General features: G+C 69.9%; 24 protein-coding genes and 1 pseudogene. 4 read left to right on the forward strand and 21 right to left on the reverse strand.

Annotation, left to right across the window (positions count from 1 at the left end; genetic code table 11):
- Positions 1 to 239: 239 nt before the first annotated feature.
- Positions 240 to 1,901 carry an allophanate hydrolase gene (gene atzF, locus FNV62_RS13410; RefSeq protein WP_143601161.1) on the forward strand — a complete coding sequence of 554 codons (1,662 nt, stop codon included), beginning with the start codon at positions 240 to 242 and terminating at the stop codon, positions 1,899 to 1,901.
- A gap of 171 nt (positions 1,902 to 2,072) precedes the next feature.
- On the forward strand, positions 2,073 to 2,384 hold the full coding sequence (locus FNV62_RS13415; protein WP_143601162.1) for a hypothetical protein: 312 nt from the start codon (positions 2,073 to 2,075) through the stop codon (positions 2,382 to 2,384).
- Here the strand turns inward: FNV62_RS13415 and FNV62_RS13420 are convergent.
- The 12 genes from FNV62_RS13420 to FNV62_RS13475 form a co-directional block, all read right to left on the reverse strand.
- The gene (locus tag FNV62_RS13420) at positions 2,366 to 5,227 is read right to left on the reverse strand and encodes a DEAD/DEAH box helicase (RefSeq protein ID WP_060902304.1); all 2,862 of its coding nucleotides are present in this window, start codon (positions 5,225 to 5,227) and stop codon (positions 2,366 to 2,368) included. The two genes, FNV62_RS13415 and FNV62_RS13420, sit on opposite strands and share 19 nt — an antisense overlap.
- 40 nt (positions 5,228 to 5,267) lie before the next feature.
- On the reverse strand, positions 5,268 to 6,158 hold the full coding sequence (locus tag FNV62_RS13425; RefSeq protein WP_143601163.1) for a diacylglycerol kinase: 891 nt from the start codon (positions 6,156 to 6,158) through the stop codon (positions 5,268 to 5,270).
- Between the two features lie 31 nt (positions 6,159 to 6,189).
- The gene (tatC, locus tag FNV62_RS13430) at positions 6,190 to 7,137 is read right to left on the reverse strand and encodes a twin-arginine translocase subunit TatC (RefSeq protein ID WP_179858121.1); all 948 of its coding nucleotides are present in this window, start codon (positions 7,135 to 7,137) and stop codon (positions 6,190 to 6,192) included.
- Between the two features lie 47 nt (positions 7,138 to 7,184).
- The gene (tatA, locus tag FNV62_RS13435) at positions 7,185 to 7,469 is read right to left on the reverse strand and encodes a Sec-independent protein translocase subunit TatA (RefSeq protein ID WP_054231175.1); all 285 of its coding nucleotides are present in this window, start codon (positions 7,467 to 7,469) and stop codon (positions 7,185 to 7,187) included.
- Between the two features lie 259 nt (positions 7,470 to 7,728).
- Positions 7,729 to 7,923, reverse strand: coding sequence for a hypothetical protein (locus tag FNV62_RS13440; protein ID WP_054231174.1), 195 nt, complete (start codon positions 7,921 to 7,923; stop codon positions 7,729 to 7,731).
- A gap of 10 nt (positions 7,924 to 7,933) precedes the next feature.
- Positions 7,934 to 8,194 carry a hypothetical protein gene (locus FNV62_RS13445; protein WP_054231214.1) on the reverse strand — a complete coding sequence of 87 codons (261 nt, stop codon included), beginning with the start codon at positions 8,192 to 8,194 and terminating at the stop codon, positions 7,934 to 7,936.
- Positions 8,195 to 8,307: 113 nt separating this feature from the next.
- Positions 8,308 to 9,324 (reverse strand): helix-turn-helix transcriptional regulator, encoded by a 1,017-nt coding sequence (locus FNV62_RS13450; RefSeq protein WP_054231173.1) that lies wholly within the window; start codon positions 9,322 to 9,324, stop codon positions 8,308 to 8,310.
- Between the two features lie 17 nt (positions 9,325 to 9,341).
- Positions 9,342 to 10,295 carry a helix-turn-helix transcriptional regulator gene (locus FNV62_RS13455; RefSeq protein ID WP_054231172.1) on the reverse strand — a complete coding sequence of 318 codons (954 nt, stop codon included), beginning with the start codon at positions 10,293 to 10,295 and terminating at the stop codon, positions 9,342 to 9,344.
- 197 nt (positions 10,296 to 10,492) lie between these two features.
- Entirely contained in the window at positions 10,493 to 10,864 is a 372-nt protein-coding gene (locus FNV62_RS13460; protein ID WP_054231171.1) for an FKBP-type peptidyl-prolyl cis-trans isomerase, read from the reverse strand.
- A 69-nt stretch (positions 10,865 to 10,933) separates the two neighbouring features.
- A complete protein-coding gene (locus FNV62_RS13465) occupies positions 10,934 to 11,941 on the reverse strand; it encodes an FKBP-type peptidyl-prolyl cis-trans isomerase (protein WP_054231170.1) in 1,008 nt (335 codons plus the stop codon).
- A gap of 129 nt (positions 11,942 to 12,070) precedes the next feature.
- The gene (gene pafA, locus FNV62_RS13470; protein ID WP_054231169.1) at positions 12,071 to 13,432 is read right to left on the reverse strand and encodes a Pup--protein ligase; all 1,362 of its coding nucleotides are present in this window, start codon (positions 13,430 to 13,432) and stop codon (positions 12,071 to 12,073) included.
- Between the two features lie 9 nt (positions 13,433 to 13,441).
- Positions 13,442 to 14,701, reverse strand: coding sequence for an MFS transporter (locus tag FNV62_RS13475; protein WP_075027686.1), 1,260 nt, complete (start codon positions 14,699 to 14,701; stop codon positions 13,442 to 13,444).
- A gap of 123 nt (positions 14,702 to 14,824) precedes the next feature.
- On the opposite strand from FNV62_RS13475, the gene FNV62_RS13480 reads away from it, so the two are divergent.
- Positions 14,825 to 15,841: a LacI family DNA-binding transcriptional regulator gene (locus FNV62_RS13480; RefSeq protein WP_164331671.1), complete on the forward strand. Its 1,017-nt coding sequence runs from the start codon at positions 14,825 to 14,827 to the stop codon at positions 15,839 to 15,841.
- 194 nt (positions 15,842 to 16,035) lie between these two features.
- Here the strand turns inward: FNV62_RS13480 and prcA are convergent, their stop codons facing one another.
- The 6 genes and pseudogenes from prcA to arc all read right to left on the reverse strand — a co-directional run bounded on the left by prcA (position 16,036) and on the right by arc (position 21,979).
- On the reverse strand, positions 16,036 to 16,782 hold the full coding sequence (gene prcA, locus FNV62_RS13485) for a proteasome subunit alpha (RefSeq protein ID WP_054231166.1): 747 nt from the start codon (positions 16,780 to 16,782) through the stop codon (positions 16,036 to 16,038).
- Positions 16,783 to 16,840: 58 nt separating this feature from the next.
- Positions 16,841 to 17,686, reverse strand: coding sequence for a proteasome subunit beta (gene prcB / locus FNV62_RS13490; protein WP_054231165.1), 846 nt, complete (start codon positions 17,684 to 17,686; stop codon positions 16,841 to 16,843).
- Positions 17,638 to 17,856, reverse strand: a pseudogene (locus tag FNV62_RS13495) (endonuclease domain-containing protein); the annotation flags it as partial. The gene prcB and the pseudogene FNV62_RS13495, both read right to left, overlap by 49 nt.
- A 224-nt stretch (positions 17,857 to 18,080) precedes the next feature.
- Positions 18,081 to 18,299 carry a ubiquitin-like protein Pup gene (locus FNV62_RS13500; protein ID WP_060902297.1) on the reverse strand — a complete coding sequence of 73 codons (219 nt, stop codon included), beginning with the start codon at positions 18,297 to 18,299 and terminating at the stop codon, positions 18,081 to 18,083.
- A gap of 166 nt (positions 18,300 to 18,465) precedes the next feature.
- Positions 18,466 to 19,977, reverse strand: coding sequence for a depupylase/deamidase Dop (gene dop / locus FNV62_RS13505; protein WP_343323942.1), 1,512 nt, complete (start codon positions 19,975 to 19,977; stop codon positions 18,466 to 18,468).
- A gap of 235 nt (positions 19,978 to 20,212) precedes the next feature.
- Positions 20,213 to 21,979 carry a proteasome ATPase gene (gene arc, locus FNV62_RS13510; RefSeq protein WP_054231213.1) on the reverse strand — a complete coding sequence of 589 codons (1,767 nt, stop codon included), beginning with the start codon at positions 21,977 to 21,979 and terminating at the stop codon, positions 20,213 to 20,215.
- A gap of 253 nt (positions 21,980 to 22,232) precedes the next feature.
- On the opposite strand from arc, the gene FNV62_RS13520 reads away from it, so the two are divergent.
- On the forward strand, positions 22,233 to 22,538 hold the full coding sequence (locus FNV62_RS13520) for a ferredoxin (RefSeq protein ID WP_054231162.1): 306 nt from the start codon (positions 22,233 to 22,235) through the stop codon (positions 22,536 to 22,538).
- 48 nt (positions 22,539 to 22,586) lie between these two features.
- On the opposite strand, the gene FNV62_RS13525 is transcribed toward FNV62_RS13520, so the two are convergent.
- From FNV62_RS13525 to FNV62_RS13535, 3 genes are all read right to left on the reverse strand, one after another.
- Positions 22,587 to 23,165 (reverse strand): hypothetical protein, encoded by a 579-nt coding sequence (locus tag FNV62_RS13525; protein ID WP_143607644.1) that lies wholly within the window; start codon positions 23,163 to 23,165, stop codon positions 22,587 to 22,589.
- A 266-nt stretch (positions 23,166 to 23,431) separates the two neighbouring features.
- Complete coding sequence (locus FNV62_RS13530) at positions 23,432 to 24,334, reverse strand: tRNA (adenine-N1)-methyltransferase (protein ID WP_054231160.1); 903 nt, start codon at positions 24,332 to 24,334, stop codon at positions 23,432 to 23,434.
- 52 nt (positions 24,335 to 24,386) lie between these two features.
- On the reverse strand, positions 24,387 to 26,009 hold the full coding sequence (locus FNV62_RS13535; protein WP_143612904.1) for a site-2 protease family protein: 1,623 nt from the start codon (positions 26,007 to 26,009) through the stop codon (positions 24,387 to 24,389).
- Positions 26,010 to 26,072 lie beyond the last annotated feature (63 nt).

The following is a 26,072-nucleotide window of genomic DNA, read 5'->3' on the forward strand; positions in this document are numbered from 1 at the left end:
GCCTGCGGGCAGACGCCACACCCAGGCGATTCCAACGGCCGCCTCAACACCCCGCCGCGGCCTGCGGGCAGGCGTCACACACAGGCGATTCCAACGGGCGCCTCGACACCCGCCGTGGTCTGTGGGCAGGCGTTCCTCCCCCAAGTTCTCGGCTTCGCTCGAACAGGGGGGACCCCCATGGCGGAACGGGTGGGCACGGACCACCCACCGGCCCGCACCCGAAGAACCAGGAGCAACCCATGTCCGTCCTGACCCGAGTCCACCTGGCCTACGCCCGCATCGAGGCGGTCGACCGCCCCGAGATCTGGATCGACCTCCGCCCCCAGGCAGAGGTCGAGAAAGAAGCCCAGGCCATCGACGCCCGCCTCGCCGCAGGCGAACACCTCCCCCTCGCCGGCAAGCTCCTCGCCGCGAAGGGCAACATCGACGTGGCCGGCCTGAAGACCACCGCAGGCTGCCCGGCCTACGCGTACACCCCGGAGGGCGACGCCCCCGCGGTCGCCCGCCTCCGCACGGCCGGCGCACTCGTCCTCGGCACCACGAACCTCGACCAGTTCGCCACCGGCCTGGTCGGCACCCGCTCCCCGCACGGCGCCGTACGAGGCGCCCTGGACCCGGCCAGGATCAGCGGCGGTTCCAGCTCGGGATCGGCCGTGGCCGTGGCCCTCGGCATCGTCGACCTCGCCCTCGGCACCGACACGGCCGGCTCCGGACGCGTCCCCGCCGCCTTCAACGGCATCGTCGGCCTCAAGCCCACCCGCGGTCTGGTCCCGGCCACCGGTGTCGTCCCGGCCTGCGCCTCGCTCGACTGCGTGACCGTCTTCGCCCGTACGCTCCCGGAGGCCGAGCAGGCCCTCTCGTACCTGGCGTCCCCCTCCGGACGCGAACTCCCCGCACTCCCCCAGCGGGCCCCCGGCCCCTGGCGCGTCGCCGTCCCCCCGACGGCACAGCTCGGCGAACTCGACGAGGGCTGGGCGCAGGCGTACGAGGCCGCCGTGGAGCAGCTCGTCGCCGCCGGGGCCGAGGTGCGCACGCTCGACCTCACCCCGTTCACCGAGGCGGCGGCGATGCTCTACGGGGGCGCGTTCGTCGCCGAGCGCTATACCGCGGTGGGGAGTTTTGTCGACAAGTTGATCAGCGAGGGAGGTGAAGGTCTCGACCCGACCGTCGCCGGGATCATCACCCGCGCCCGGGACATCCCCGCCCACCAGCTCTTCGCCGACCAGGACCGGCTGGCGGCCCTGCGCACCCGGGCCCTCGCCGAACTCGGGGACGCGGACGCCCTGTTGCTGCCGACCGCACCCGGCCACCCCACGCTCGCGGAGGTCGCCGCCGACCCGCTCGGCGCCAACGCCCGGCTGGGCCGCTTCACCAACTCCACGAACCTCTTCGACCTGGCGGCGGTCGCCGTCCCGGCCGGTCTCACGCCCGCCGCTCTGCCCTTCGGCGTCATGCTGATCGGCCCGGCGTTCACGGACGAACGCCTCGCCCGGATCGCCGCGCTGCTCCAGCCGGGCCTGCGGATCGCGGTGGTCGGCGCCCACCTGTCCGGCCAGCCGCTGAACCCCCAGCTCCTGTCCCTGGGCGCGGAGTGGGAACGTACGACCACGACGGCACCCGCCTACCGTCTGCACGCACTGTCCACCACCCCGCCCAAGCCGGGCCTGGTCCACGTGGGCGAGAGCGCCGGAGCCCGCATCGAGGCCGAGGTGTGGCGGCTGCCCGCGGCGGGCCTCGGCCGGCTGCTCGGCGAGCTGCCGCGACCGATGGCACTGGGCCGCGTCGAACTCGCCGACGGCACTCACGTGCCCGGCTTCCTGTGCGAGCCCGCGGCGCTCGAAGGGGCCGAGGACATCACGGAGTACGGCGGCTGGCGCGGCTACCTTCGGACCCGCGCCTGACCTCACGGCCGTGGTCGGGCCGGAAAGCCGACGAGTCACGATGCGGCACCGAGCATCGCGAAAACGAACGCGGGCCGAACGTGCCCCGGAGCCGGGGCGTCACAGGCGTGGCACGAGCTTCGCGCCCCACCTCTCGCCTTCCGTTCGTCAGCGTCGGCCCCCGGGAGACCCATGCGGTCCAAGACCACCCGCCTCGCCCGTCTGCTCGTCACCCTCGCCCTCCTGAGCGCCGGAGCCGGTGCCGTCACGGGGTGCGGCAGCGAAAGGGCCGCAGGCAGCGGGGTGGAGACCCCCGGCACCGGTCAGGAGCCGCGGGCGGAGAGCCGCGCCCGACAGGTCACCGACGCCTGGGACGGGTCCGAGGCCGCTCGGCAGCGGCGCCGGGGCTACCACCCGATGGCGGAAGGCGCGCCGCCCCCGGCAGGGAGGCGGCGCGCCACGAGCGACCGGGCCACCGGCTCGGCTCAGCCCACCGACGAGTAGGCGACCACTCCGCGCAGCAGGCCGTCGACCGCCTTGCGGGCGTTCTTCGCGACCGTCGACCTCTCACCGCCGGAGACCGGTGCGGCGGCCGAGATCTGGCCCAGCACGTCGATGACCTGCTTGCACCAGCGGACGAAGTCACCGGCCGGCATCTCCGCCTCGCGCAGCACCTCGTCGAGGCCCTTGCCGGAAGCCCACTCGTAGGCCGCCCAGGCGAAGCCGAGGTCCGGCTCGCGCTGGCCGACGCCCTCGGACTGGGTGATCCGGAAGTCCTCCTCCAGCGCGTCGAGACGGCCCCAGATGCGGACCATCTCACCGAGCGCCGCCTTGGCCCTGCCGGACGGCAGCTTCGGCGCCATCGCGTCGTCACCCACCCGCGACTCGTACACCAACGCCGAGACACATGCCGCGAGTTCGGCCGGGTCGAGACCTTCCCAGACCCCGGCGCGCAGGCATTCGCTGGCCAGCAGGTCGAGTTCGCCGTACAGGCGGGCGAGTCGTCTGCCGTGCTCCGTGGCCTCGTCGCCGCGCAGGTAGTCCAGCTCGGTGAGGAGGGCGACGATCCGGTCGAAGGTGCGGGCGATGGTGTTCGTCCGCCCCTCGATGCGGTTCTCCAACTGCTTGGTGTCGCGCAGCAGCCGGTGGTAGCGCTCGGCCCAACGGGCGTGGTCCTCACGGTCGTTGCACCCGTGGCAGGGGTGGGCGCGGATCGCGGTGCGCAGCCGGGCGATCTCGCGGTCGTCGGCGGCCTCGGAACGGCGCTTGCGCAGCCGGTCGGGAACGATGTGCCCGGCCTTGGTGCGCAGCGCGGAGGCGAGATCGCGACGCGACTGCGGGGAGCGCGGATTGAAGGACTTCGGGATACGCATCCGCTCCAGCGCCTCGACCGGCACCGGGAAGTCCATCGACGCCAGTCGCTTCACCTGGCGCTCGGCGGTGAGGACCAGCGGGCGCGGTCCGTCGTGGTGCTCGAAGCCGCGGTGGCCGTTGGACCGGCCCGCGGGCAGCCCCGGGTCGAGGACCAGCGCCAAGCCCGCGAACTTGCCGGTCGGGACATGGATGATGTCGCCGGGCTTGAGCTTCTCCAGCGCCACGGCCGCCTCGGCGCGCCGCTGCGCCGCGCCCTGCTTGGCGAGCTCCGTCTCGCGGTCCTTGAGTTCGCGGCGCAGTCGCGCGTACTCGTCGAAGTCCCCGAGGTGGCAGGTCATGGACTCCTTGTAGCCCTCAAGACCCTCCTCGTTGCGCTGCACCTGCCGGGAGATCCCGACGACCGACTTGTCGGCCTGGAACTGCGCGAAGGACGTCTCCAGCAGCTCGCGCGAGCGGTGCCGGCCGAACTGCTCGACCAGGTTCACGGCCATGTTGTACGACGGCTTGAAGCTGGAGCGCAGCGGGTAGGTTCGGGTGCCCGCGAGTCCCGCCAGGTGGTCGGGGCTGAAGCCGCGCTGCCACAGCACGACGGCGTGACCCTCGACATCGATGCCGCGCCGCCCGGCACGCCCGGTGAGCTGGGTGTACTCGCCGGGTGTGATGTCGGCGTGCTGCTCGCCGTTCCACTTGACGAGCTTCTCCAACACCACCGAGCGGGCGGGCATGTTGATGCCCAGTGCCAGGGTCTCGGTCGCGAACACGGCCTTCACCAGGCCGCGTACGAAGAGTTCCTCGACGACTTCCTTGAAGGTGGGCAGCATGCCCGCGTGGTGGGCCGCGATGCCGCGCTCCAGGCCCTCCAGCCACTCGTAGTAGCCCAGGACGTGCAGGTCCTCGGAGGGGATGGACGCGGTGCGCTCCTCGACGATCTCGCGGACCTTCGCGCGCGCCTCCTCGTCGTTCAGCCTGAGGCCCGCGTACAGGCACTGCTGGACGGCGGCCTCGCAGGCGGCGCGGCTGAAGATGAACGTGATCGCGGGCAGCAGGCCCTCGGCGTCGAGCCGTTCGATGACCTCGGGGCGGCCCGGTGTCCAGATCCGCGAGCGCTGCCGGCGCTCGCGCTCGCGGTCGGCCTCGCGCATGGCGCGGCCACGTCTGCGGTCCTGGAACGACGGACGGCTGGCCTCCATCCGGGCCAGGCGGGTGAGATCGGGGTTGACCGCCTTCTTGTTGCCCTCACCCTCCTCGAAGAGGTCGTACATCCGGCGCCCGGCCAGCACATGCTGGAACAGCGGGACGGGCCGGTGCTCGGAGACGATCACCTCGGTGTGGCCGCGCACGGTGTCCAGCCAGTCGCCGAACTCCTCCGCGTTCGACACGGTCGCCGAGAGTGACACCAGGGTCACCGAATCGGGGAGGTGGATGATCACTTCCTCCCAGACGGCGCCACGGAAGCGGTCCGAGAGGTAGTGCACCTCGTCCATGACCACATAGCCGAGGCCGAGGAGGGTCTGGGAGCCCGCGTACAGCATGTTGCGCAGCACCTCGGTGGTCATGACGACCACCGGGGCATCGGAGTTGACGCTGTTGTCCCCGGTGAGCAGGCCGACCTTGGCCGCGCCGTAACGGCGGCACAGATCGGCGTACTTCTGGTTCGAGAGCGCCTTGATCGGCGTGGTGTAGAAGCACTTCTTGCCCTGCTGGAGGGCGAGGTGGACGGCGAACTCGCCGACGACCGTCTTCCCCGAGCCGGTGGGCGCGGCCACGAGCACACCCTTGCCCGCTTCGAGCGCCTGGCAGGCCTCGATCTGGTAGGGGTCGAGGCCGAAGTCGTACATCTCGCGGAAGGAGGCGAGCGCGGTGGCCTGCTCGACAGCGCGCTTCCGTGCTGCCGCATACCGCTCGGCCGGTGAGAGGTCCTCTGTCATCGTGCTTTCGAGACTACCGGCAGCCACTGACAACATGACGATCAATATCCGGATCTGTTTATCTCAAACCCCGGATTCCCGCAGCTCAGGGAATGGCCACGCGCACCGCAGCGGGCACGCACTCCGCCGTGAGCGGCAGCGGCCCCAGCGGCTCCCCGTCCGCGTACGCGGTGACACCCTCTGCGACGAGCTCGACCTTGGCGGCCCGGTGCACGGTGACGACGGGGTGGTCGAGGTGGGTGCCCCGGTAGACCCTGGGGAACACCTTGAGCAGGGTCGTACGGCTGCACTCCCCGACGACCGTGACGTCGAACAGCCCGTCCTCCAGGTCGGCGCCCGCGCAGATCCTCATCCCGCCGCCGTACGACGATCCGTTGCCGACCGCCACGAGGGTCGCCCCGATCTCCCGGACCTCGCCGCCGTCCAGGGTGATCCGGTACGGGAGGGGCCTGAGGGCGGCCAGTTCGGCGAGCATGGCGAGGTCGTACTTGAAGCGGCCGACCGGCCACCGCATGCGATTGCCGCGATCGTTGACCCGGGAGTCGAAGCCGGAGGCGAGGACGGTGGCGAACCAGGTGCCGTTCACCCGGCCCAGGTCGACCTCGCGCAGCCGCGCCCCCTTGAGGGACTCGGCGATCAGCCGTCCCGCGGCCGCCGGGTCGCGCACCGGAAGCCCGAGGGCGCGGGCGAAGTCGTTCCCGGTGCCGGCGGCGACCAGGCCGAGCGGGGTGCGGGTGCCGGCGACGGCCTGGAGGGCGAGGTTCGCCATGCCGTCGCCCCCGACGGCTATGAGGGCGCCGGTGCCGCCCTCGACGGCCGCACGCGCGCGTGTGAGGGCGTCCTCGGCGTTCTCCCCGAGGACCGTACGGACGGAGAATCCCGCCGCCCGCAATGCGGAAGCGGCCGGCTGCGCCGCGTGGGCGCCCCGGCCGCGTCCCGCGGTGGGATTGACGAAGAGGGTGATCTCGCTGGTCACGGCCCTGACCCTACGAGATCTCCGGCCTTCGTCAGGTCACGTCGTCATAACCGTTGACCCGGTCCGTGCCCGACTGCTCGGGCAGCGCGCGCTGCGCCGACACGCTCTCGACCTCGCCGATGTCCTCGGGCGTGAGGTCCAGGTCGGAGGCCTCGTCGTCCGCCGGCCCCTCGGCCTCGCGGAGCCGCTTGCGCCGGTCGTTCATCAGCGAGAAGACGACGGCGCCGAAGTAGAGGACCCAGATGGGTACCGCGAGCGCCAGCATCGTCAGCGGGTCGGTGCTCGGCGTGGCGACGGCCGCGAAGACCGTGATGCCCATGATCATGGCGCGCCACCAGCCGAGCATGCGCTTGCCGGTCAGGATGCCGGTGAGGTTGAGCATGACCAGCAGCAGCGGCAGCTCGAAGGAGAGACCGAAGACGACCACCATGCGTGTGACGAGGTCGAGCAGATCGTCCAGCGGCAGCAGGTTGTTCACACCGTGCGGCGTGAAGGTGATCAGCACCTTCGCGGTGGTGGGCAGCACCTTGTAGGCGAAGAAGCCACCGGCGAAGAACAGCGGAACGCCCGTCCCGACGAACGCGTACGCGTACTTCTTCTCGTTCTGGTGCAGACCGGGCGCGACGAACGCCCACAGCTGGTAGAGCCACACCGGCGAGGCGAAAGCGACGCCGGCCATCAACGAGACCTTCAACGCCAGGGTGAACGGGGCGAGCAGACCGTTGATCGTGATCTGCGCGCACTGCTTGCCCTTGGGCATCCTCGCCAGCTCGGCGAAGCTCGAAGGACACCCGACCGAGTCCAGCACCGGCTTGGTGAAGAAGTTGATGATGTCGTTGTAGTAGAAGGCGGCCACGACCGTGACGATGACGATGGCCAGCATCGCCTTCGCGAGCCGGTTGCGGAGCTCACGAAGGTGGTCCGCAAGGGGCATCCGTCCCTCGGGATCCTTCTCCTTCTTGCGGGCAGACTTGAGCAACCCACGTCCTCATCTCGTGCGGCGGACCGGACGCGTCCGGCCCTGCGTCAGCGCTTGGTCGTGTCCGTCGGCTCGGTGACCGGGCGGGAGCTGGTCACATCGCCGGGCGCGGCCTGGATCGTGCGCTGAGCCGGGGTCTGCTCGTCGGTGCTGGGCGGACCGGCCGGGGCGGGGGTGCTGCCCTCGTCCTTCATCGCCTTGGCCTCGCTCTTCAGGATGCGCGCGGACTTGCCGAGGGAGCGCGCCATGTCCGGAAGCTTCTTCGCGCCGAACAGCAGGATGATGACGACGAGGATGAGAATGATCTCGGGAGCGCCGAGCCTTCCGAACATAAGTCTTTACCTTCTCACCGAGGCGGCTGGGTCGGGGTGCTGTCCGATCGGTCGGACATGTGTCCGAACGTCGTGATGACAGCGATCGTAACGCTCAGGGGTTAACGCGGGGCAATCCCTGTGCGTACTCCCAGTTCGCGGCCCGCGCCTCGTTCTCCGGACCACGATCAGAAGCGTACCCGCCCTCACCGGCAACTTGACAGGTTCCAACGGCTCATTGCGCATACCTCGACGGACTCATACCGGGATCCCTGGAAGGTCATACGGCATCCACAGAACGCGCGACCCCGACGGCCGCCCGCTCCAGGTCGTCGGCAGCCTGGCTGATCCGGCGCGCGGAGTCCGTCACCTGCTTCCCCAGACGCTCCGCTTCCACGAAGACACGGACAGCGAGGACGCCGAGAACGGCGATTCCAAGAAAACCCACCACAATCGCGAACATCGGCCAGAACATGAGGTCGAGCCTAAGTCGTGGAGTGCAGGCGCAGTGTGCGCACCCCACCGCCGGTGAGGAGTTCGACGATGCGCTCGCCCGCGGGCTTGCGGACGGCCGAGCCGCACTCGGTGCAGGTGAAGGAGTAGAACGTGGTGCGGCTGGTGGCGCCGATGGCCAGCATCAGGGCGTTCGCCCTGAGCTCCAGAGCGGCCCGGCAGTCGGGGCAGCCGGCCTTGAACAGCACGTCGGCGACTCTCCGCATACCGGCGAACGCGGTGACGGCCGTCATCTCCGCCGTGCCCACGGACGCGCCGGCCCGCTCCGCGCCGCCCGCCTTCACCGACCCGCCGGTCCTCTGCGAGGTACCGGCCCTCCCCGACGCGCCCGACATCGCCGACGTGGTCAAAGCCCCTGCTCCTGCCTGTCGTACGGTCCGTCCTGATCGCCCTCGAGCCCGTCGTAGGCCGCGAGTGCCTCCCGAGCCGCCTCACGGGCGCTGTCCGCCAGCTCCGGCGGCGACACGATCCGACCGTCCCGGCCCAGGCGCAGCGCCAGCCGTCGCAGCGACGCGGGGTCGGGGGTCCGCAAAGCAATACGCAGCCCGCCCTCCGGCAGCTCGTCCGCGCTGTCGTGCGGGTAGTACTCCGCGACCCAGCGCCCGCCCGGCCCGACCTCGACGACCACCTCCGGATCCTCGGCCGCGGGCTGCACCAGCCCCTCGGAGAGGTCCCGCAGTTCGATCTCGGGCGGCGCGGACGGCTCGTCGAGGATGCGGATCTCGGCGACCCGGTCGAGCCGGAAGGTGCGGCGCGCCTCGGAGCGGCGGCACCAGGCCTCCACGTACGTGTGCCCGACACTGACCAGGCGGATCGGGTCGATCTCGCGCTCGGTGAGCTCGTCACGCGAGGGCGAGTAGTAGCGGATCCACAGCCGGCGCCGCTCGGAGATCGCCCGGTCGACGTCCGCGAAGACCCCGCCCTCGGACTCGAAGGTCACCGAGAGGCGGGAGCTGGCGGCCGCCGCCTCGCCCGAGGCGGCCTCCACCTTGGCGGTGGCCCGCAGCAACGCCTGCCGGTCGCCCTCACGCAGCCCGGGCAGCGTGGAGACCGCGCGGGCGGCCACCAGGAGCGCGGTCGCCTCGTCCGCGGCGATACGGAGGGGTTCGGCGACGAGGTCGGGGTTGTGCCACCAGATGCGGTCGCCGTCGGTGTCGATGTCGAGGAGGTCACCGCCGCGGAAGCTGGTCCCGCACAGCGGCAGCACGTCGAGGTCGGAGATCAGCTCGTCCTCGGTGATCCCGAAGGCCCGGGCGACATCACCGACGTGCGCGCCGGGGCGCTCGCGCAGATAGGTCACCAGGGACAGCATCCGCCGGGTCTGGTCGATCGCGTTCGTGGGCCTGGCCGGTTTTCCTGCCACGTTCTCTACGTTCCCCCTCAGCCCTTGGCCACGGCGCGCAGCCGGTCCACTACATCGGCCCGCAGCTCGGCGGGCTCCAGGACCACCACGTCGGGCCCGAACTCGACGAGCCAGGCGTCCAGGCCGTGCCCGTACGGAATCTCCAACTCGTCCCAGCCGTCACCGAGTTCCCGTACCGAGACCGCTTTGGCCCGCAGCGGGTAACCGGAGCCGGTGCGCAGCCGGATCAGCGCGGAGCGGTCGGCGATCTCGCCCGCCCAGCTCGCCACGGTCTCCCGCACGGTGACGACGTCGGGCACCTCGGCGGTGTACCGCCCGGCGCGGGAGCGGACCCTGCCGGTGATCCGCGAGAGCCTGAAGACGCGCTCGGCGCCGCGGTCGCGGTCCCAGCCCGCCAGGTACCAGTGGCCGCGCCAGCACTCCAGCGCCCACGGCTCGACCTGCCGGGTCTCGGGGTGCGCGGCGGTGGCCTTGCGGTAGTCGAAGACGACCGGGCGGCGGTCGCGGCAGGCCAGCATCAGCGGCTCGAAGGCCGCCTCGTGCACGGGGATGTGCGGTTCGAGGGCCCCATGCGCCTCGTAGGGGTCGAAGTCCTCGGGCAGCCCGGCGGCGCGCAGCTTCTGCAACGCACCGCTCGCCGCGCCGGCCAGCCGGGCCTGCTGCCAGACCTTGGCGGCGAGGCCGAGGGCGGCGGCCTCCTCGGCGTCGAGGGTGATGGGCGGCAGGCGGTTGCTGTCGCGGCGGGCGAGATAGCCGACCTCGCCGTCGAGGTTCTCCACCGTCTCGATGACCAGGCCGAGCTCGCGCAGATCGTCCTTGTCGCGCTCGAACATCCGGTTGAAGGAGTCGTCCGACCCGGCTTCCAGATAGGCCTCGATGGACTCGCGGAGTTCGCGCTTGCTGAGCGGCCGCCGCGTCCCGAGCAGACACAGCGCGAGGTTCATCAGCCGCTCGGCCTTGGCAATGGCCATCGACGCCCTTCCTATGGTGCTTCCGACCGTTGACCGTACCGCTCCGAAGTGCCCCGGCAAAAGCCGAGGGCCCATGCCCGGACAGGCATGGGCCCCAGGTGATCGGCTTCGGACGAATCCCGATCACAGAGCGTATGAAGATCGGGCGGGAACCCGGCCTTCATGATGATCGGATCAAGACCCGATCCCGCTGTGGATCAGACCGCGACCAGGTCGCAGACGAAGATCAGCGTCTCGCCGGGGCCGATTCGGCCACCGGCGCCACGGTCGCCGTACGCGAGGTGCGCCGGGATGACCAGCTGGCGACGACCGCCGACCTTCATGCCCTGCACACCCTGGTCCCAGCCGCTGATGACCTGACCGACACCGAGCTGGAACTCCAGCGGGGCGCCGCGGTTCCAGGAGGCGTCGAACTCCTCGCCGGTGGAGAACGCCACGCCCACGTAGTGGACCTTGACGAAGTCGCCGGCCTTGGCGACCTGGCCTTCGCCTTCCCAGATGTCCTTGATCTCGAGGTCCGCCGGGGGCTCGCCGCCCGGGAAGTCGATCTCGGGCTTCTCGATGCTCACGTCTCTAGCTCCTGCTTGTTCGCGTAAAGGCCTTAAAGCAACACCGACAGTCTCACATCCCGCAAGGCGTTACATCTTGGCCAGGATGTCCACCGAGAACACCAGGGTGGAGTCCTTCTTGATGCCACTGCCGCTCGGCGGGTTGTTGCCGTAGCCCAGCGCCGGCGGAATGACGATGAGGACGCGGCTGCCCACCTTCTTGCCGGTCAGGCCCTGCGCCCAGCCCTTGACGACCTGCTGCAGCGAGAACGACGCCAGCCGGCCGCTGCTGTACGTCGAGTCGAACTCCTTGCCGGTGTCCCAGAGCACGCCCTTGTACTGCACCAGGACGCTGCTGTCCGCCTTGACCTCGTCGCCGTCGCCCTCGAGGACGTAGTTCGCCACGAGCTTCGTCGGGGCCGTCGCCTTCGGCACGTCGATGGAGGGGGCCTTGCCGTCGGTGTTGGTGCCGACCTTCGGGAGGGCGGCGTCGCTCTGCGCGACCTCCTTGCCCTGGGCGGAGCTCTTCGCGTTGAAGGTGTTCTCGATGTCGACGACGAACACCAGCGTGTCGGTGCCCTTGATGCCCCCCTGCGTGTTGCCCTGCGGGCCGTAGCCCCAGGTGGGCGGCACGGACATCTGGACGCGGCTGCCGACCTTCTTGCCCACCAGGGCATAGCGCCAGCCGTCGATGATGCCGCCCTGCGCGAGCTGGATGAGCAGCGGCGTCTTACGGTCGTAGGAGTTGTCGAAGACCTTGGCGGTGTCCCAGATCTGGCCGAGGTAGTTGGCCTGGATGTAGTCGTTCTCCGCGACCGTCTTGCCGCCGCCCGCGATGACCGTCTTGACCGCCAGGTCCTTCGACGGGGAGCCGCTGCCCTTGGCCACGGTCGGCTTCTCACCGAACTTCGTCCCGGCCGTGATCGCCGGCAGCGGACCGTCGACGATCTTCGGCGGCGGCGCCGCAGAGGCGGACGCGGGGGCCGACGGGGACGGGCTGCTGGTACTGGACTTGGCCTTGCCCGACTTGTCGTCACCGCATCCGGCGAGCGTGACCAGTCCGGCGGGTACGGCAATCATGAGGGAGCGTCGGCGCACGGTGAGGGCCTCGTATCGATCGATCTTGGTTGATGGCGTGCGCGCAACTCTACGACGTGAGAAGGGCGCCGTACGGAAAACGTACGGCGCCCCGCGTTGCGTTCCGCCCTCACACCCGGAACTCGACGCTCACATTCCCGCGATCAGCTTCTCCACCCGGTCGTCGACCGAACGGAACGGGTCCTTGCACAACACCGTGCGTTGTGCCTGGTCGTTGAGCTTGAGGTGGACCCAGTCGACGGTGAAATCGCGTCGCTGCTCCTGAGCGCGCCGGATGAAGTCGCCGCGCAGCCGGGCCCGAGTGGTCTGCGGCGGCACGGACTTGCCTTCGAAGATCTTCAAATCGTTGCAGATCCGGGTGGCTTGTCCCTTCCTCTCCAGGAGGTAGTACAGACCACGACGCCGGTGGATGTCGTGATATGCGAGGTCTATCTGCGCGACCCGGGGATGCGACATCGTCATGTTGTGCTTGGCCCGGTACCGCTCGATGAGCTTGTACTTCATCACCCAGTCGATTTCGGTACCGATCCGGTCGAGATCCTCGGCCTCGATCGCGTCGAGCGTGCGGCCCCACAGTTCGAGCACCTGCTCGACCGTGCCGGTGCGGATGCCGCGGCGCTCGCAGAAGTCCACGGCCTTCTCGAAGTACTCCCGCTGCACTTCCAGCGCGGAGGCCTCCCGGCCGCTGGCCAGACGCACCTTGCGCCGGCCCGTGATGTCGTGACTGACCTCACGGATCGCCCGAATGGGGTTCTCCAGGGTGAGGTCGCGCATGACCGTACCGGCCTCGATCATGCGCAGTACCAGGTCGGTGGCGCCGACCTTGAGGAGCATCGTCGTCTCGGACATGTTCGAGTCACCGACGATGACGTGCAGCCGCCGGTAGCGCTCGGCGTCGGCGTGCGGTTCGTCGCGGGTGTTGATGATCGGCCGGGAGCGGGTCGTCGCCGAGCTGACGCCCTCCCAGATGTGCTCGGCGCGCTGGCTCACGCAGTACACGGCGCCGCGCGGAGTCTGCAGCACCTTGCCGGCACCGCACAGCAGCTGCCGGGTGACCAGGAAGGGAATGAGAATGTCCGCGAGCCGGGAGAACTCCCCGTGCCGGGCCACCAGATAGTTCTCGTGGCACCCGTAGGAGTTGCCCGCCGAGTCGGTGTTGTTCTTGAACAGATAGACGTCGCCCGCGATTCCTTCCTCGTGCAGGCGTCGTTCGGCGTCGACCAGGAGTCCTTCGAGAATGCGCTCGCCGGCCTTGTCGTGGGTGACGAGTTCCGTCACGTTGTCACATTCGGGTGTCGCGTATTCCGGATGTGATCCCACGTCGAGATAGAGGCGGGCACCGTTCCGCAGAAAGACATTGCTGCTGCGGCCCCATGACACGACACGGCGGAAGAGGTACCGCGCCACCTCGTCGGGAGACAGGCGGCGCTGTCCCCTGAACGTACACGTGACGCCGTACTCGTTCTCCAGCCCGAAAATGCGGCGGTCCATGACTGAACATTACGCCCGATCCCCCGAGCTGAAACGGGGTTCGACGGCACGGTTTGGATCATTTTCCGATGAGACCGCAACGACCGCACCGTCCCCGGTAGCTGCGAGGACCCGCCCCGTGGCCAGCAGAACCACCAGCGCGGCGGCACCCGCGGCACCCGGCAGGGCGAAGCCCCACACCGCCCCGCCCCACTCGACGACCGGCCCCGCGAGGCCCGTTCCGACCGACGCGCCCACGGTGAACGTCGTCACAAGCCAGGAGAACGCCTCGGTGACGGTGCCCCTCGGCGCGTGCCGGTCGACGATGATGAAGGCGCAGGCGATGCAGGGCGCCAGGAAGACCCCGGCGAGCGCCGCGAGGGCCGTCATGGCGACCACGCCCGGCATCAGCACGAGTGGCAGATAACACACCGCCAGAAGGGCGACCAGCACCCGCAGTCGCCGCTCGGGCGCGCCGCTCCACCGCCGCGCCCCGTACGCCGTCCCGCCGACGAGGGCCCCGAGCCCCACGGCCGCCATCAGCCAGCCGTACACCGCGTCGCCGCCGTGGTCGTCGGCGTACGACACCGCGGCGACCGTGATCGAGCCGAGCGCGATCCCCACGAACAGGAACGCGCCGAGCAGCGCCAGCAGCCCGGGGGAGCGCAACGCGCCGAGCCAGTGCGCCTCGCGCGGTGCCGAACGCCACGCGCGCGAGGGTGGCGAGAGGACCACGGAGAGGGCGCCCAGCACCCCGACGACGTTCAGGATCAGCAGCGCCGCCCGGGCGGACCAGAGCGAGGCACACAGGGTCAGCAGCAACGGTCCGACGGTGAACATGACTTCCTGCGCCACGGCGTCCATCGCGTACGCGGTGTGCACCTGCTCCTCCCGGCGCAGCACGGAGGGCCACAACGCCCGCAGACCGCCCTCAAGGGGCGGCGTGAAGAGCCCGGCGACGACCATCGAGAGGTACGCCACCGGCAGCGGGTCGGTGCCCGAGAAGGCGAAGACGCCCATCCCGAGGGCCGAGACGAGCGCGGCCGGCAACTGGACACGCGGCTGCCCGTACAGATCCACGAGCCGCCCGAGCAGCGGCTGCCCCACGGCATTGCCGACCCCGTACACGGCCGCCAGCGCACCGGCCAGGCTGTACGTCCCGCCCTCCGCCCGGACGAAGAGCACGACGGCGATGGCGGCGGTGGCGTTCGGCAGCCGCCCGGTGAGCGTGCCGGCGAGCAGCCGTGCGGCGTGCCTCGCCCTGAGGATCTCCAGGTATCCCGCGGCCATGTCATGCCCTTCCGGTAACGCGTGACGCCCGATGGTCATGCACACGAGGTTTTACGTATAACGCCCTGTGTCATACGTACCATGTGCCCAGTCCGCGAGTCCAGACGAAGGAGCAGGTCGCCGGTGGCACGAGGCAGCACCCGCCCGACGAGCCGTGACGTCGCCCAGGCCGCCGGGGTGTCCCAGGCCGCGGTCTCCCTCGTACTGGGCGACAAGTGGCGCGGCCGGGTCTCCGAGACGACCGCGGAACGCGTCCGCGAGGCCGCCCAGGAGCTCGGCTACCGCCCGAACCTGGCCGCCCGCAACCTGCGCCTGGGCCGCACCCGTACGGTCCTCCTGGTGGTCCCGGCGCTGACCACCGAGTTCTTCGCCGGGGTCTACACCGGCGCGGCCCGCGTCGCGGCGGAACACGGCTTCGGCGTGGTCCTGTACCCCTCCCCCGAGGGCATCGGCCCCGCGCGTGACCCGTTCGGCTCCGCGGCTGCCGCCCTGGACGGCGTCATCGCCTCCTCCATGGCCGCGGACGCCCTGACCGCCATCCGGGGTGACCAGCTCCCCCTGGTGATGCTCGACAGCGACCCTGTGGGCAGCCTGGGCGCGGCGACCGTCAACCTCGACATCACGGACGGCGTACGACAGGTGGCCGAGCACCTCCTGTCCCTGGGCCACCGCCGTTTCCTCCATCTGGCGGCGGACATCCCGTCCTGGACCTTCGAGGTACGCGCCCGGGAACTGGCCGAGCGCCTGTCCGAGGTCCCCGGCACGGACCTCCGCACGACCCGGGCCCCGATCTCCATCGAGGACGCGGTGGCCGCCGCGGGATCGGCCCTCGCCGCCCCCGGCCCCCGCCCCACCGCCCTGGTCTGCGACGACGACAAACTGGCGGCAGGCGCCTACAAGGCCGCCCGCCGCCTGGGCCTGCGCATCCCCGAGGACCTCTCCGTCACGGGCCTGGACGACCTGGCCCTGGCCCAGGCCATCGACCCGGAGCTGACCACCGTCCGCCTGGACGCGGAGCGCTTCGGCGAACGCGGCATGGAAGCCCTCCTGGCCGTCCTGGACGGCCGAACACCCCCCGTGGGCGACATCCCGGTACACCTGGTCGTACGAGGCTCCACAGCCCCACCAGGCGCCCCGTAGACCGCACACCCCACGCGCCCGCAGCCGCCGACGCACGAAAGGGGCCGTGCCGGTACGTCAAAGCCCGTCGCTCACGTCCGGATCTGGAAACGGCTCCCCGGGGGGCAACGTCCGATCCGGCGGCGACGGGCTGATGTACCGGCACGGCCCCGCCCCACCCACCGGCAGCCGGCGGGCGGGGCGAGGACGAACGGTCACTCCTCGTCTTCGGCGTCCTCGGCCTCCGTGGCGGTCTCCGCGCCGCCCTCCTCCAGCAGCCGGCCCAGCTGACGCCCGACGATCCGCCTGAACTTGCGCTGCTGCGGACGCGTACGGTCCAGGACCGCGACCTCCAGGCGCTCCGCGGGGATCTCCCGCTCGCCCCCGTTGGGCTCCCGCGACAGCGACTGCACGGCCAGCTTCAGCGCCTCCGCCAGTGACATCCCGTCCTGGTGGCGCTGGTCCAGGTAACTGCTGATCTGCTCGGCATTGCCACCCACCGCGACGGACCCGTGCTCGTCCACGATGGACCCGTCGTGCGGCAGCCGGTAGATCTGGTCGCCTTCGGGGGTCTCCCCCACCTCGGCGACGACGAGCTCCACCTCGTACGGCTTCTCGGCGGCCGAGGAGAAGATCGTGCCCAGCGTCTGTGCGTACACATTCGCCAGACCCCGGGCGGTCACATCATCACGGTCATAGGTGTAACCCCGCAGATCGGCATAGCGCACGCCGCCGATCCGCAGATTCTCGTATTCGTTGTACTTGCCGGCGGCCGCGAAGCCGATCCGGTCGTAGATCTCGCTGAACTTGTGCAGGGCACGGGACGGGTTCTCGCCGACGAACACAATGCCGTCGGCGTACTGCAGCACAACGAGGCTGCGACCGCGGGCGATGCCCTTACGGGCGTACTCCGCCCGGTCGGCCATGGCCTGCTGGGGTGAGACATAGAACGGCGTCGACACCGGTTATCCGTCCCTTTCTGTCGAAGTCACTGGGTCACCTTGGCAAAAGGAGCCGGGCTCAGAGCAGCGCGGCCCGCGGGCCGTCCGGCTGCTCCAGACGCCGCTCCAGAATCGCGCGGGCGATGTCGGAGGACTCGTCGTCGGTGAGCCTGCGGAAGCCGTCCTCGGTGATCACGGTGACGATCGGGTAGATCCGGCGGGCAACGTCGGGACCACCGGTCGCCGAGTCGTCGTCGGCCGCGTCGTACAGCGCCTGGATGACGAGGGTCGTGGCCTGCTCTTCGGTCAGGTCCTCGCGGTAGAGCTTCTTCATGGCACCGCGCGCGAAGATCGAGCCGGAGCCGGTGGAGGCGTAGCCCTGCTCCTCGGAGCGGCCTCCGGTGACGTCGTAGGAGAAGATGCGGCCCTTGTCGCGGTCCACGTCGAAACCCGCGAACAGAGGGACCACGGCGAGGCCCTGCATGGCCATGCCGAGGTTGGAACGGATCATGGTGGAGAGCCGGTTCGCCTTGCCCTCCAGGGAGAGCGTGGTGCCCTCCACCTTCTCGAAGTGCTCCAGCTCCAGCTGGAACAGCTTGACCATCTCGACGGCCAGACCGGCCGTACCGGCGATGCCCACCGCCGAGTACTCGTCGGCCGGGAAGACCTTCTCGATGTCGCGCTGGGCGATCATGTTGCCCATGGTGGCCCGGCGGTCGCCGGCGAGGACCACTCCGCCGGGGAACGTGACGGCGACGATGGTCGTGCCGTGCGGGGCCTCGATCACGCCCTGGACGGGCGGCAGCTGCCGCTTGCCCGGCAGCATCTCCGGCTGGTGCTCGGACAGGAAGTCCATGAAGGACGACGACCCGGGCGTCAGGAAGGCAGCCGGTAGACGCCCGGTGCTACGAGTGTTGGCTTCCACGGGGATCCTTCCAAGTAGGCGGCAGCCCGACGAACAGCGTCGGGATCATCTCCCAACTTGCCGATGGCCGAATTGCAGTTGAAGCACGGTACGCCACGGACCCTACCCGTCTCGTGGCGTTGATCCACATGAACTGCGGGACCTTTCAAACCGATCACGCAGAGCCCCATTCATGACGCGGAGCCGCCTTGATCTCACGGGCCCTTTGATCTCGCAGAGCCCTTTGATCACGCGCAGCCCCGCGAAAGAGGCGGCACCTCTTCGAGCGCCGGGCATCGCCGACGCAGGCTGCCCGCGGCCCGGTCTCCCGTCACCGCGAGCAGCACTTCACGCCCAGCCCTTCCGGCGCTCAGTCGCCTCCGAGTAAGGCCTTCGAATCGAAGGGAAAAGCGGCCTACTGGCCACCCTTCTGAACGAAAGAGCGCACGAAGTCCTCGGCGTTCTCCTCGAGTACGTCGTCGATCTCGTCCAGTACGGAGTCGACGTCGTCGCTCAGCTTCTCCTGGCGTTCCTTGAGGTCGTCCGATACCTGCGCGTCCTGCGCCTGCTCCTCGACCTCCTCGGTGGAACGCGTCGCCTTCTGCTGTCCGCCGCCGGTGTCCTTGGTCGCCATAACCCTCACCCCGCTCGGTTCGACGTTCTTGATCAGACCCTACAAGCAGGGTCCGACATCGGCCCCGCAGTTGCTACAACGTCCGGGAGCCACCTCGATGATTCCCGGACGTCGCGTCTTTCCACCCCGTTGTGCCGCCCGGGCTCCGACGCCCCTGGCGGCCCGGTCAGCCGCCCGACAGGACCCTGACCAGGTCTTCCGCCGTACGGCAGCGGTCGAGGAGCTCCTTGACGTGATTACGCGTTCCGCGAAGCGGCTCCAGGGTTGGGACGCGCTGGAGCGAGTCCCGGCCCGGCAGATCGAAGATCACCGAGTCCCAGGAGGCCGCCGCCACATCGTCCGCGTACTGCTCCAGACAGCGCCCGCGGAAGTACGCGCGGGTGTCCTCGGGCGGCTTCGTACGGGCCCGCTCGACGTCCCGCTCGTCCAGGAGCCGCTTCATCTTGCCGCGCGCCGCCAGACGGTTGTACAGGCCCTTCTCGGCCCGTACGTCGGCGTACTGGAGGTCGACCAGATGCAGCCGTGCCGCGTCCCAGTCGAGGCCGTCACGGCGCCGGTAGCCCTCCATGAGCTCCCGCTTGGCGACCCAGTCGAGCTCCCCCGAGAGGCTCATCGGGTCGTTCTCCAGGCGGTTGAGAGTGTCCTCCCAGCGGGCCAGGACGTCCTTGGTCTGGTCGTCGGCGTCCGCCCCGAAGCGTTCCTCCACGTATTTGCGCGACAGCTCGAAGTACTCCATCTGGAGCTGCACCGCGGTCAGCGTGCGTCCGCTGCGCAGCGTGACGAGCCGCTTCAGCGTGGGGTCGTGCGAGACCTGGTGGAGCGTGCGCACGGGCTGGTCGACGGCCAGGTCGACGGCGATGAAGCCATCCTCGATCATGGACAGGACCAGGGCGGTCGTGCCCAGCTTGAGATAGGTCGAGATCTCCGACAGGTTCGCGTCACCGATGATCACGTGCAGCCTGCGGTACTTCTCGGCGTCCGCGTGCGGCTCGTCGCGGGTGTTGATGATGGGGCGCTTGAGCGTGGTCTCGAGGCCCACCTCGACCTCGAAGTAGTCCGCGCGCTGACTGAGCTGGAAGCCGTGCTCGTGCCCGTCCTGACCGATACCGACGCGGCCCGCTCCGGTGACGACCTGGCGTGAGACGAAGAACGGCGTGAGGTGGCGCACGATGTCCGAGAAGGGGGTCTCCCGCTTCATCAGGTAGTTCTCGTGCGTGCCGTACGAGGCGCCCTTGTTGTCGGTGTTGTTCTTGTAGAGGTGGATCGGCTGGGCGCCGGGGAGCTGGGCCGCGCGCTCCGCGGCCTCCGCCATGATGCGCTCGCCGGCCTTGTCCCACAGGACGGCGTCCCACGGGTTGGTGACCTCGGGAGCGCTGTACTCCGGGTGTGCGTGGTCCACGTACAGCCGTGCGCCATTGGTGAGGATGACATTGGCCAGGCCGATGTCCTCGTCGGTGAGCTGGCTGGAGTCGGCGGCCTCGCGGGCGAGGTCGAAGCCTCGCGCGTCCCGCAGCGGGTTCTCCTCCTCGAAGTCCCAGCGGGCGCGGCGCGCCCGGTGCATCGCCGCCGCGTACGCGTTGACGATCTGGGACGAGGTGAGCATGGCATTGGCGTTGGGGTGGCCGGGGACGGAGATCCCGTACTCCGTCTCGATGCCCATTACTCGCCGTACGGTCATGCGGCCCTCCTTGCCCGGCGGCGCCCTCGGTCGGGGGCGCTGCTCAAGTACCGCTGGTGCTCCGGTGCGTGTGCGGTGCCCGTCCCCGCAACGCGCGACTCGGCGGTACGAAAGAGCCTAGAACGCCTCTGCGCTGGTGGGGAGATCATTTGCGTCATTGCTCTGCTCCAGCCGTGGCCCCGAAAAGCAGTCGGCTGCGGGTACCCGTGGAGGGCACCCGCAGCCGCCCTGTCTTTTACAGGTACTGCCCGGTGTTCGCCACCGTGTCGATGGAGCGTCCGGTGTCCGCGCCCTGCTTTCCGGTGACGAGCGTACGGATGTAAACGATCCGTTCGCCCTTCTTTCCGGAGATTCGGGCCCAGTCGTCCGGGTTGGTGGTGTTCGGCAGGTCCTCGTTCTCCTTGAACTCGTCCACGCACGCCTGGAGGAGGTGGGAGACCCGAAGGCCCTTCTGGTTCTGCTCGAGGAAGGCCTTGATCGCTGCCTTCTTGGCGCGGCCGACGATGTTCTCGATCATGGCGCCCGAGTTGAAGTCCTTGAAGTACAGGACTTCCTTGTCGCCGTTGGCGTAGGTGACCTCGAGGAAGCGGTTTTCCTCGGACTCGGCGTACATCTGTTCCACGGCGGTCTGGATCATGCCGTGGACGGTGGCCGCCCGGTCCCCGCCGTGCTCTCCGAGGTCGTCGGAGTGCAGCGGGAGGCGTTGTGTGAGGTACTTGGCGAAGATGTCCTTGGCGGCCTCGGCGTCCGGGCGCTCGATCTTGATCTTCACATCGAGTCGTCCGGGGCGCAGGATCGCGGGGTCGATCATGTCCTCGCGGTTCGAGGCGCCGATCACGACCACGTTCTCCAGGCCTTCCACGCCGTCGATCTCGGCGAGCAGCTGGGGGACGATGGTGTTCTCCACGTCCGAGCTGACGCCCGATCCACGGGTGCGGAAGAGGGACTCCATCTCGTCGAAGAAGACGATGACGGGGGTGCCCTCGCTGGCCTTCTCACGAGCACGCTGGAAGACGAGGCGGATCTGCCGCTCGGTCTCGCCGACGTACTTGTTCAGGAGCTCGGGGCCCTTGATGTTGAGGAAGAAGCTCTTGCCGGTGGCCTGGCCGGTGACCTCGGCGACCTTCTTGGCCAGCGAGTTGGCGACCGCCTTGGCGATGAGCGTCTTGCCGCATCCGGGGGGCCCGTAGAGCAGCACACCCTTGGGCGGCCGCAGTTCGTGTTCCTTGAAGAGGTCCGGGTAGAGGTAGGGGAGCTCGACCGCGTCGCGGATCAGTTCGATCTGGTTTCCCAGGCCGCCGATCTGCTCGTAGCCGATGTCCGGGACCTCTTCGAGGACGAGTTCCTCGACCTCGCTCTTCGGGACGACTTCGTAGACATAGCCGGAACGGGGTTCGAGAAGCAGGGCGTCTCCGGGACGGATGACGACGTCCAGCAGCGGCTCGGCGAGCCGTACCACCCGTTCCTCGTCGGTGTGTCCCTGCACCAGGGCGCGTTCGCCGTCCTCGAGGATCTCCTTGAGGGTGACGATGTCGCCGACGCTCTCGTACTCCATGGCCTCGACCACGTTGAGGGCCTCGTTGAGCATCACTTCCTGGCCGCGCCTGAGCTCTTCGAGCTCCACGCTGGGGCTGACGTTCACCCGGAGCTTGCGGCCCCCTGTGAAGATGTCCGCCGTGCCGTCCTCGTTCGCCGTGAGGAAGACACCGAAGCCGGCCGGTGGCTGTGCCAGCCGGTCGACCTCTTCCTTGAGGGCCACGATCTGGTCGCGGGCCTCACGGAGCGTGTTGGCGAGCCGCTCGTTCTGTGCGGACACGCCGGCCAGGTTGGTCTGCAGCTCGACGATCCGCTCTTCGAGAATCCTCGTGTGCCGCGGAGAGTCGGCGAGCTTGCGTCGCAGGACGGCGATCTCCTGCTCAAGGTAGGCAACCTGCCCGGCAGGGTCATCGGACCCTCGTCCCGGGCGGATGCCGCGGTTCATGTCGTCGTCGTGGGCTGCCACGGTCCTCACCTCCTCCAAGGGGAGCTGGACGCTTCCAGACCCTACCTGGGTGGGTGTCGATTGAAACCCCTAGATCACAAAGACTGTCGAGGTGTGTCCGATCTTCACCCTTGCGCTCTCCCTCACGCCAGGGGAATACCCACCGAACACGGTCGGGAAGCGGGCGGAGGTAGGGTCGACGTGTTCAACACCCGTCAGAGCTGGCCCGATTCCCCAGTCTTCGGATCGCTCGACGCAGGAAACGGCAGGAGAAATGACCGTGCAGCAGGAGGCCCCAGGCGACAGCGAGGCTCTCGAGGTCTGGATCGACCAGGATCTCTGTACCGGGGACGGCATCTGCGCCCAGTACGCGCCGGAGGTCTTCGAGCTGGACATCGACGGCCTGGCCTATGTGAAGAGCGCCGAGGACGAGCTCCTGCAGGCCCCGGGCGCCACAACGCCCGTACCGCTGACGCTTCTGCGGGATGTCGCCGACTCCGCGAAGGAGTGCCCGGGCGACTGCATCCACGTACGTCGAGTTTCGGACAGGGTCGAGGTCTACGGTCCCGACGCGGAGTGACCTGGAGGGCACTCCGCGTCACGAAATGTCTCTTTTCTCACACGCTTCTCATGCGTTCTGCGCCCCGGAGGGTGTCGAGCGGATGAACGTGCCGTTCTTCCACTGCCACTTGGCCTGCTCCTTCACGTCGGGGCAGCAACTCGGCACGTCGGCAGAGGAGTAGCCGAGCAGGGTCGCCGTGACGGCGCCGTCACGCACCGCGAAGTCGGTGACGTCGAGGCGGTCCTTCGGGTCGACCAGGGTGGCCACGACGCGGGGCTTCCTGGCTCCCGACCCGCCCTGCGTGAGGACGTAGACGCCGTTGGGCGGGGTGCCGATGCCCGCGTCGCAGCGGACGACGGCCACCGTCTCCGGGCTGCCGTCGCCGTCGAGGTCTCCGGACGCCTTCTTCTGCACGAGGACCTTGACGGGCCCGCACTCGATCGGGAACGTGACGGCCGCGGGGTCCGGGGGCGCCGTCGCGGCCGGGGCGGACTTGGCCTCGGGGCCGGGCTGGGCCGCCGTCGCGGAGCCGGGCTGGAGGACCGAGGAGAGGGCGACGACTCCGGCCAGGGCGGTGGCCGTGGCGAGCCAGTGGATGGGGCGGGTGTGGGTGTGTGCCAGTTCCGGGACGACGGATTGCTGCACTAGGAGCGTCTCCTGGGAGGGCCGTGACGGTGGGGGTGGAGTGGCCAGCATGGTGCCACACGTCACAGTGGGGTGGAACGGCGGGGTCCGGAATTCTGGCGGCGGGTCATCGTGGCACGTCAACGGAAAGGGCTTGCGGCGGAGTTGCCCACCTGTTCCGCGGCCCCCGCGCGGGAACGCACCGCGGCCGAGCTCCGGAGTGCTTCCGGGAACTCGGCCACAGGTGTGGTGCGTTGAGTACGTCGACGGCGTGCGCGCCGGTCGGGTCAGCGGCCTGAGCCGCCGTCGGCGTTCGGGCCGGAGTAGTCCTCGCCGTAGGCGCCCTTGGCGGGGCGGCGTCGCCGCATGGGCGGCTCGACGCCGTCCGCGAGGCGGCGGGCGGTGAGCAGGAAGCCGGTGTGGCCGATCATCCGGTGGTCCGGACGGACCGCCAGGCCCTCCACGTGCCAGTTGCGGATCATCGACTCCCACGCGGTCGGCTCGTTGAAGGAACCGATCTCGCGGATGGACTCGACGGTCCGTGCGAGCTGGGTGGTGGTGGCGACGTAGCAGCACAGGATGCCACCGGGGACCAGCGCCTTGGAGACGGCCTCCAGGCACTCCCAGGGAGCGAGCATGTCGAGGATGACGCGGTCGACATCGGTGTCGGACAGGTTGTCCTGGAGGTCGCCGACGGTGAGCTGCCAGGCGGGGTGCGGGCCGCCGAAGTAACGCTCCACGTTCTGCTGGGCGATCTCCGCGAAGTCCTCGCGGCGCTCGTAGGAGTGGAGCATGCCCTGGTCACCGATGGCCCGCAGCAGGAAGCTGCTGAGCGAGCCGGAGCCCACACCGGCTTCCACGACGCGCGCGCCGGGGAAGATGTCGGCGAAGGCCAGGATCTGCCCCGCGTCCTTGGGGTAGACCACGGCGGCGCCGCGGGGCATGGACAGGACGTAGTCGGGGAGCAGGGGGCGCAGCGCGAGATAGGCGACGTTCCCCGTGGTGCGGACAACGCTGCCCTCGGGAGCGCCGATCAGCTCGTCGTGGGGGAAGGAACCCTTGTGGGTGTGGAAGTTCTTCCCGGCCTCGAGCGTGAACGTGTAGTGGCGGCCCTTGGGGTCGGTCAGCTGAACCTGGTCCCCGACCTTGAAGGGCCCGCGCCTGCGGGCGGCACCGGTCGGTTCGGACATGTGACCAGCCTACCGGTCCCCGCGCGGGGCGCCGACCACGTTCGGGCCGCGCTCAGGACGGGCGGGCCATCGCCTTGACGAAGGCCCGCTCGACGTCTGCCGCCGAGAGGACTCCGTAGATCTCGCCCGAGTCCTCCACCACCAGGTACTCGGTCGCCGGGGTGGCGCGGAGGGTGTCCAGGAGGGCCTCGCCGGCGAGCTCCGCGGAGACCCGCATGCCGTCGGTGAGGTCCTGGGCGAGGCCGCTGACGGCGACCCAGGGGCGGCGGTGCTCCGGTACGCCGACGATGGCGGCCTCGCGGACGAGGGAGAGCGGTTCGCCGTCGGCGTCGACGACGACCAGGGCACGGGCGCCGGCTTCGTTGGCGCGGCGCAGCGCCTCCGAGAGAGGGGTGCTGGTCTCGACCGGGACCGCGCGCCGGGTGAGTGAGCGGGCGCGCAGCTCGGGCAGGTGTTCGCGCAGACGGGCCATGCGGAGGCTGTTGCCTGCGCCGGTCCAGATGATCGCGGCGAGGATCGCGGCGAGCAGGGCGTCGGTGACCGTGTCCATGCCGCCGACGTGGTCCTGGGTGGCGCCGAGCGCTCCGGACTGGGTGAGCAGGGGCAGCCCGATCAGTACGGAGACGGCGAGGGCGCGGCCGACCCAGGCGGCGGCGATCGTGCCGCTCATCGGCCTGCCGGTGATCTTCCAGACGACGGCGCGGAGCATGCGGCCGCCGTCCAGGGGCAGGCCGGGGAGCAGGTTGAAGGCGGCCACGATGAGGTTGGAGATCATCAGGCCGGCCAGCAGCACGCCGGGGACCGTGCCGGGCTCGACGGCCAGCATGGCGAGGTAGAAGAGGCCCGAGAGGACGAGGGAGAGCAGTGGTCCGACGAAGGACAGCACGAACTCACGGCCCGGGGTCTCGGCCTCCTTCTCGATCTCCGAGACGCCGCCGAAGAACTGCAGCTGGATCCGGCGCACGGGCAGTTTGAAGCGCAGCGCGGCGACCGTGTGGGCCAGCTCGTGGACGAGGACGGAGGCGTAGAAGGCGACCGCGAAGAAGAGGGACACGAGGTAGCGCAGGGCGCCGAGTTCGGGCAGCACGCGGTCGAGCTGGCCGCCGAACACCCAGGTGATCAGCGCGGCCACGAGGAACCAGCTGGGTGCCACGTACACGGGGACGCCGAACGGTCGCCCCATCAGCAGCCCGCCACCGGGCTCCCGGCCGCGTCGCGGGGGCTGCGCCTTGCCGGTGCCGGTGCCGGAGTGGGCGAGGGTTCGGGGGTGTTCGGGCTCGGGGTGCGGGCGGGCTCCGTCGGAGGGGCCGTGGGGCGCGTCCTGGGCGGACGGTCCGGCCTCGTCCGGGGAACCGGAACCGGCGGGTGCCTCGGCCTGGTCCGGGGAAGCGCCGGGCACCTCGGCCCCGTCCTCGGCCCCGCTCGAAGGGTCGCTGTGCGTCGCGGCCCCGCGGGCGGAGTCGGTGGGGTCGTGGGGTCGGTCGGGGGACGGGGCGGTCTCGGAGGTGCCCGGGGCGGCCGTGGGTGGTGTCGGCCCGGTGGGGTGCTCGGGGCGCTCCGGTCCGGAGCGCCTGGCACCCGCGGCCGGGGCCGAGGAGGCCCGCTGCTCCCCGTGGCGCTCGGTCGCTTCGTCGGTGCCGGACCGCGGCTGCCCGCTCCCGCCGCTCTCGTCCACGATGTCCCCTCGTTCGAAGCGTCTCCCGCTCCCGATCATGCGAAGCAGGAGGGTCTGGGTCGA

Origin of the sequence: Streptomyces sp. RLB3-17 (assembly GCF_007113425.2) — a bacterium.
Classification (GTDB): domain Bacteria; phylum Actinomycetota; class Actinomycetes; order Streptomycetales; family Streptomycetaceae; genus Streptomyces; species Streptomyces mirabilis_D.

Coding starts and splice junctions, on each gene's coding strand:
- FNV62_RS13475 (WP_075027686.1), bottom strand. CDS start 14,701: ATGGCCGCGGGATACCTGGAGATCCTCAGGGCGAGGCACGCCGCACGG.
- pafA (WP_054231169.1), bottom strand. CDS start 13,432: ATGGACCGCCGCATTTTCGGGCTGGAGAACGAGTACGGCGTCACGTGT.
- atzF (WP_143601161.1), top strand. CDS start 240: ATGTCCGTCCTGACCCGAGTCCACCTGGCCTACGCCCGCATCGAGGCG.
- FNV62_RS13520 (WP_054231162.1), top strand. CDS start 22,233: ATGACCGTGCAGCAGGAGGCCCCAGGCGACAGCGAGGCTCTCGAGGTC.
- FNV62_RS13445 (WP_054231214.1), bottom strand. CDS start 8,194: ATGACGGCCGTCACCGCGTTCGCCGGTATGCGGAGAGTCGCCGACGTG.
- dop (WP_343323942.1), bottom strand. CDS start 19,977: ATGACCGTACGGCGAGTAATGGGCATCGAGACGGAGTACGGGATCTCC.
- FNV62_RS13440 (WP_054231174.1), bottom strand. CDS start 7,923: ATGTTCTGGCCGATGTTCGCGATTGTGGTGGGTTTTCTTGGAATCGCC.
- FNV62_RS13530 (WP_054231160.1), bottom strand. CDS start 24,334: ATGTCCGAACCGACCGGTGCCGCCCGCAGGCGCGGGCCCTTCAAGGTC.
- tatA (WP_054231175.1), bottom strand. CDS start 7,469: ATGTTCGGAAGGCTCGGCGCTCCCGAGATCATTCTCATCCTCGTCGTC.
- FNV62_RS13500 (WP_060902297.1), bottom strand. CDS start 18,299: ATGGCGACCAAGGACACCGGCGGCGGACAGCAGAAGGCGACGCGTTCC.
- FNV62_RS13415 (WP_143601162.1), top strand. CDS start 2,073: ATGCGGTCCAAGACCACCCGCCTCGCCCGTCTGCTCGTCACCCTCGCC.
- FNV62_RS13455 (WP_054231172.1), bottom strand. CDS start 10,295: ATGGCCATTGCCAAGGCCGAGCGGCTGATGAACCTCGCGCTGTGTCTG.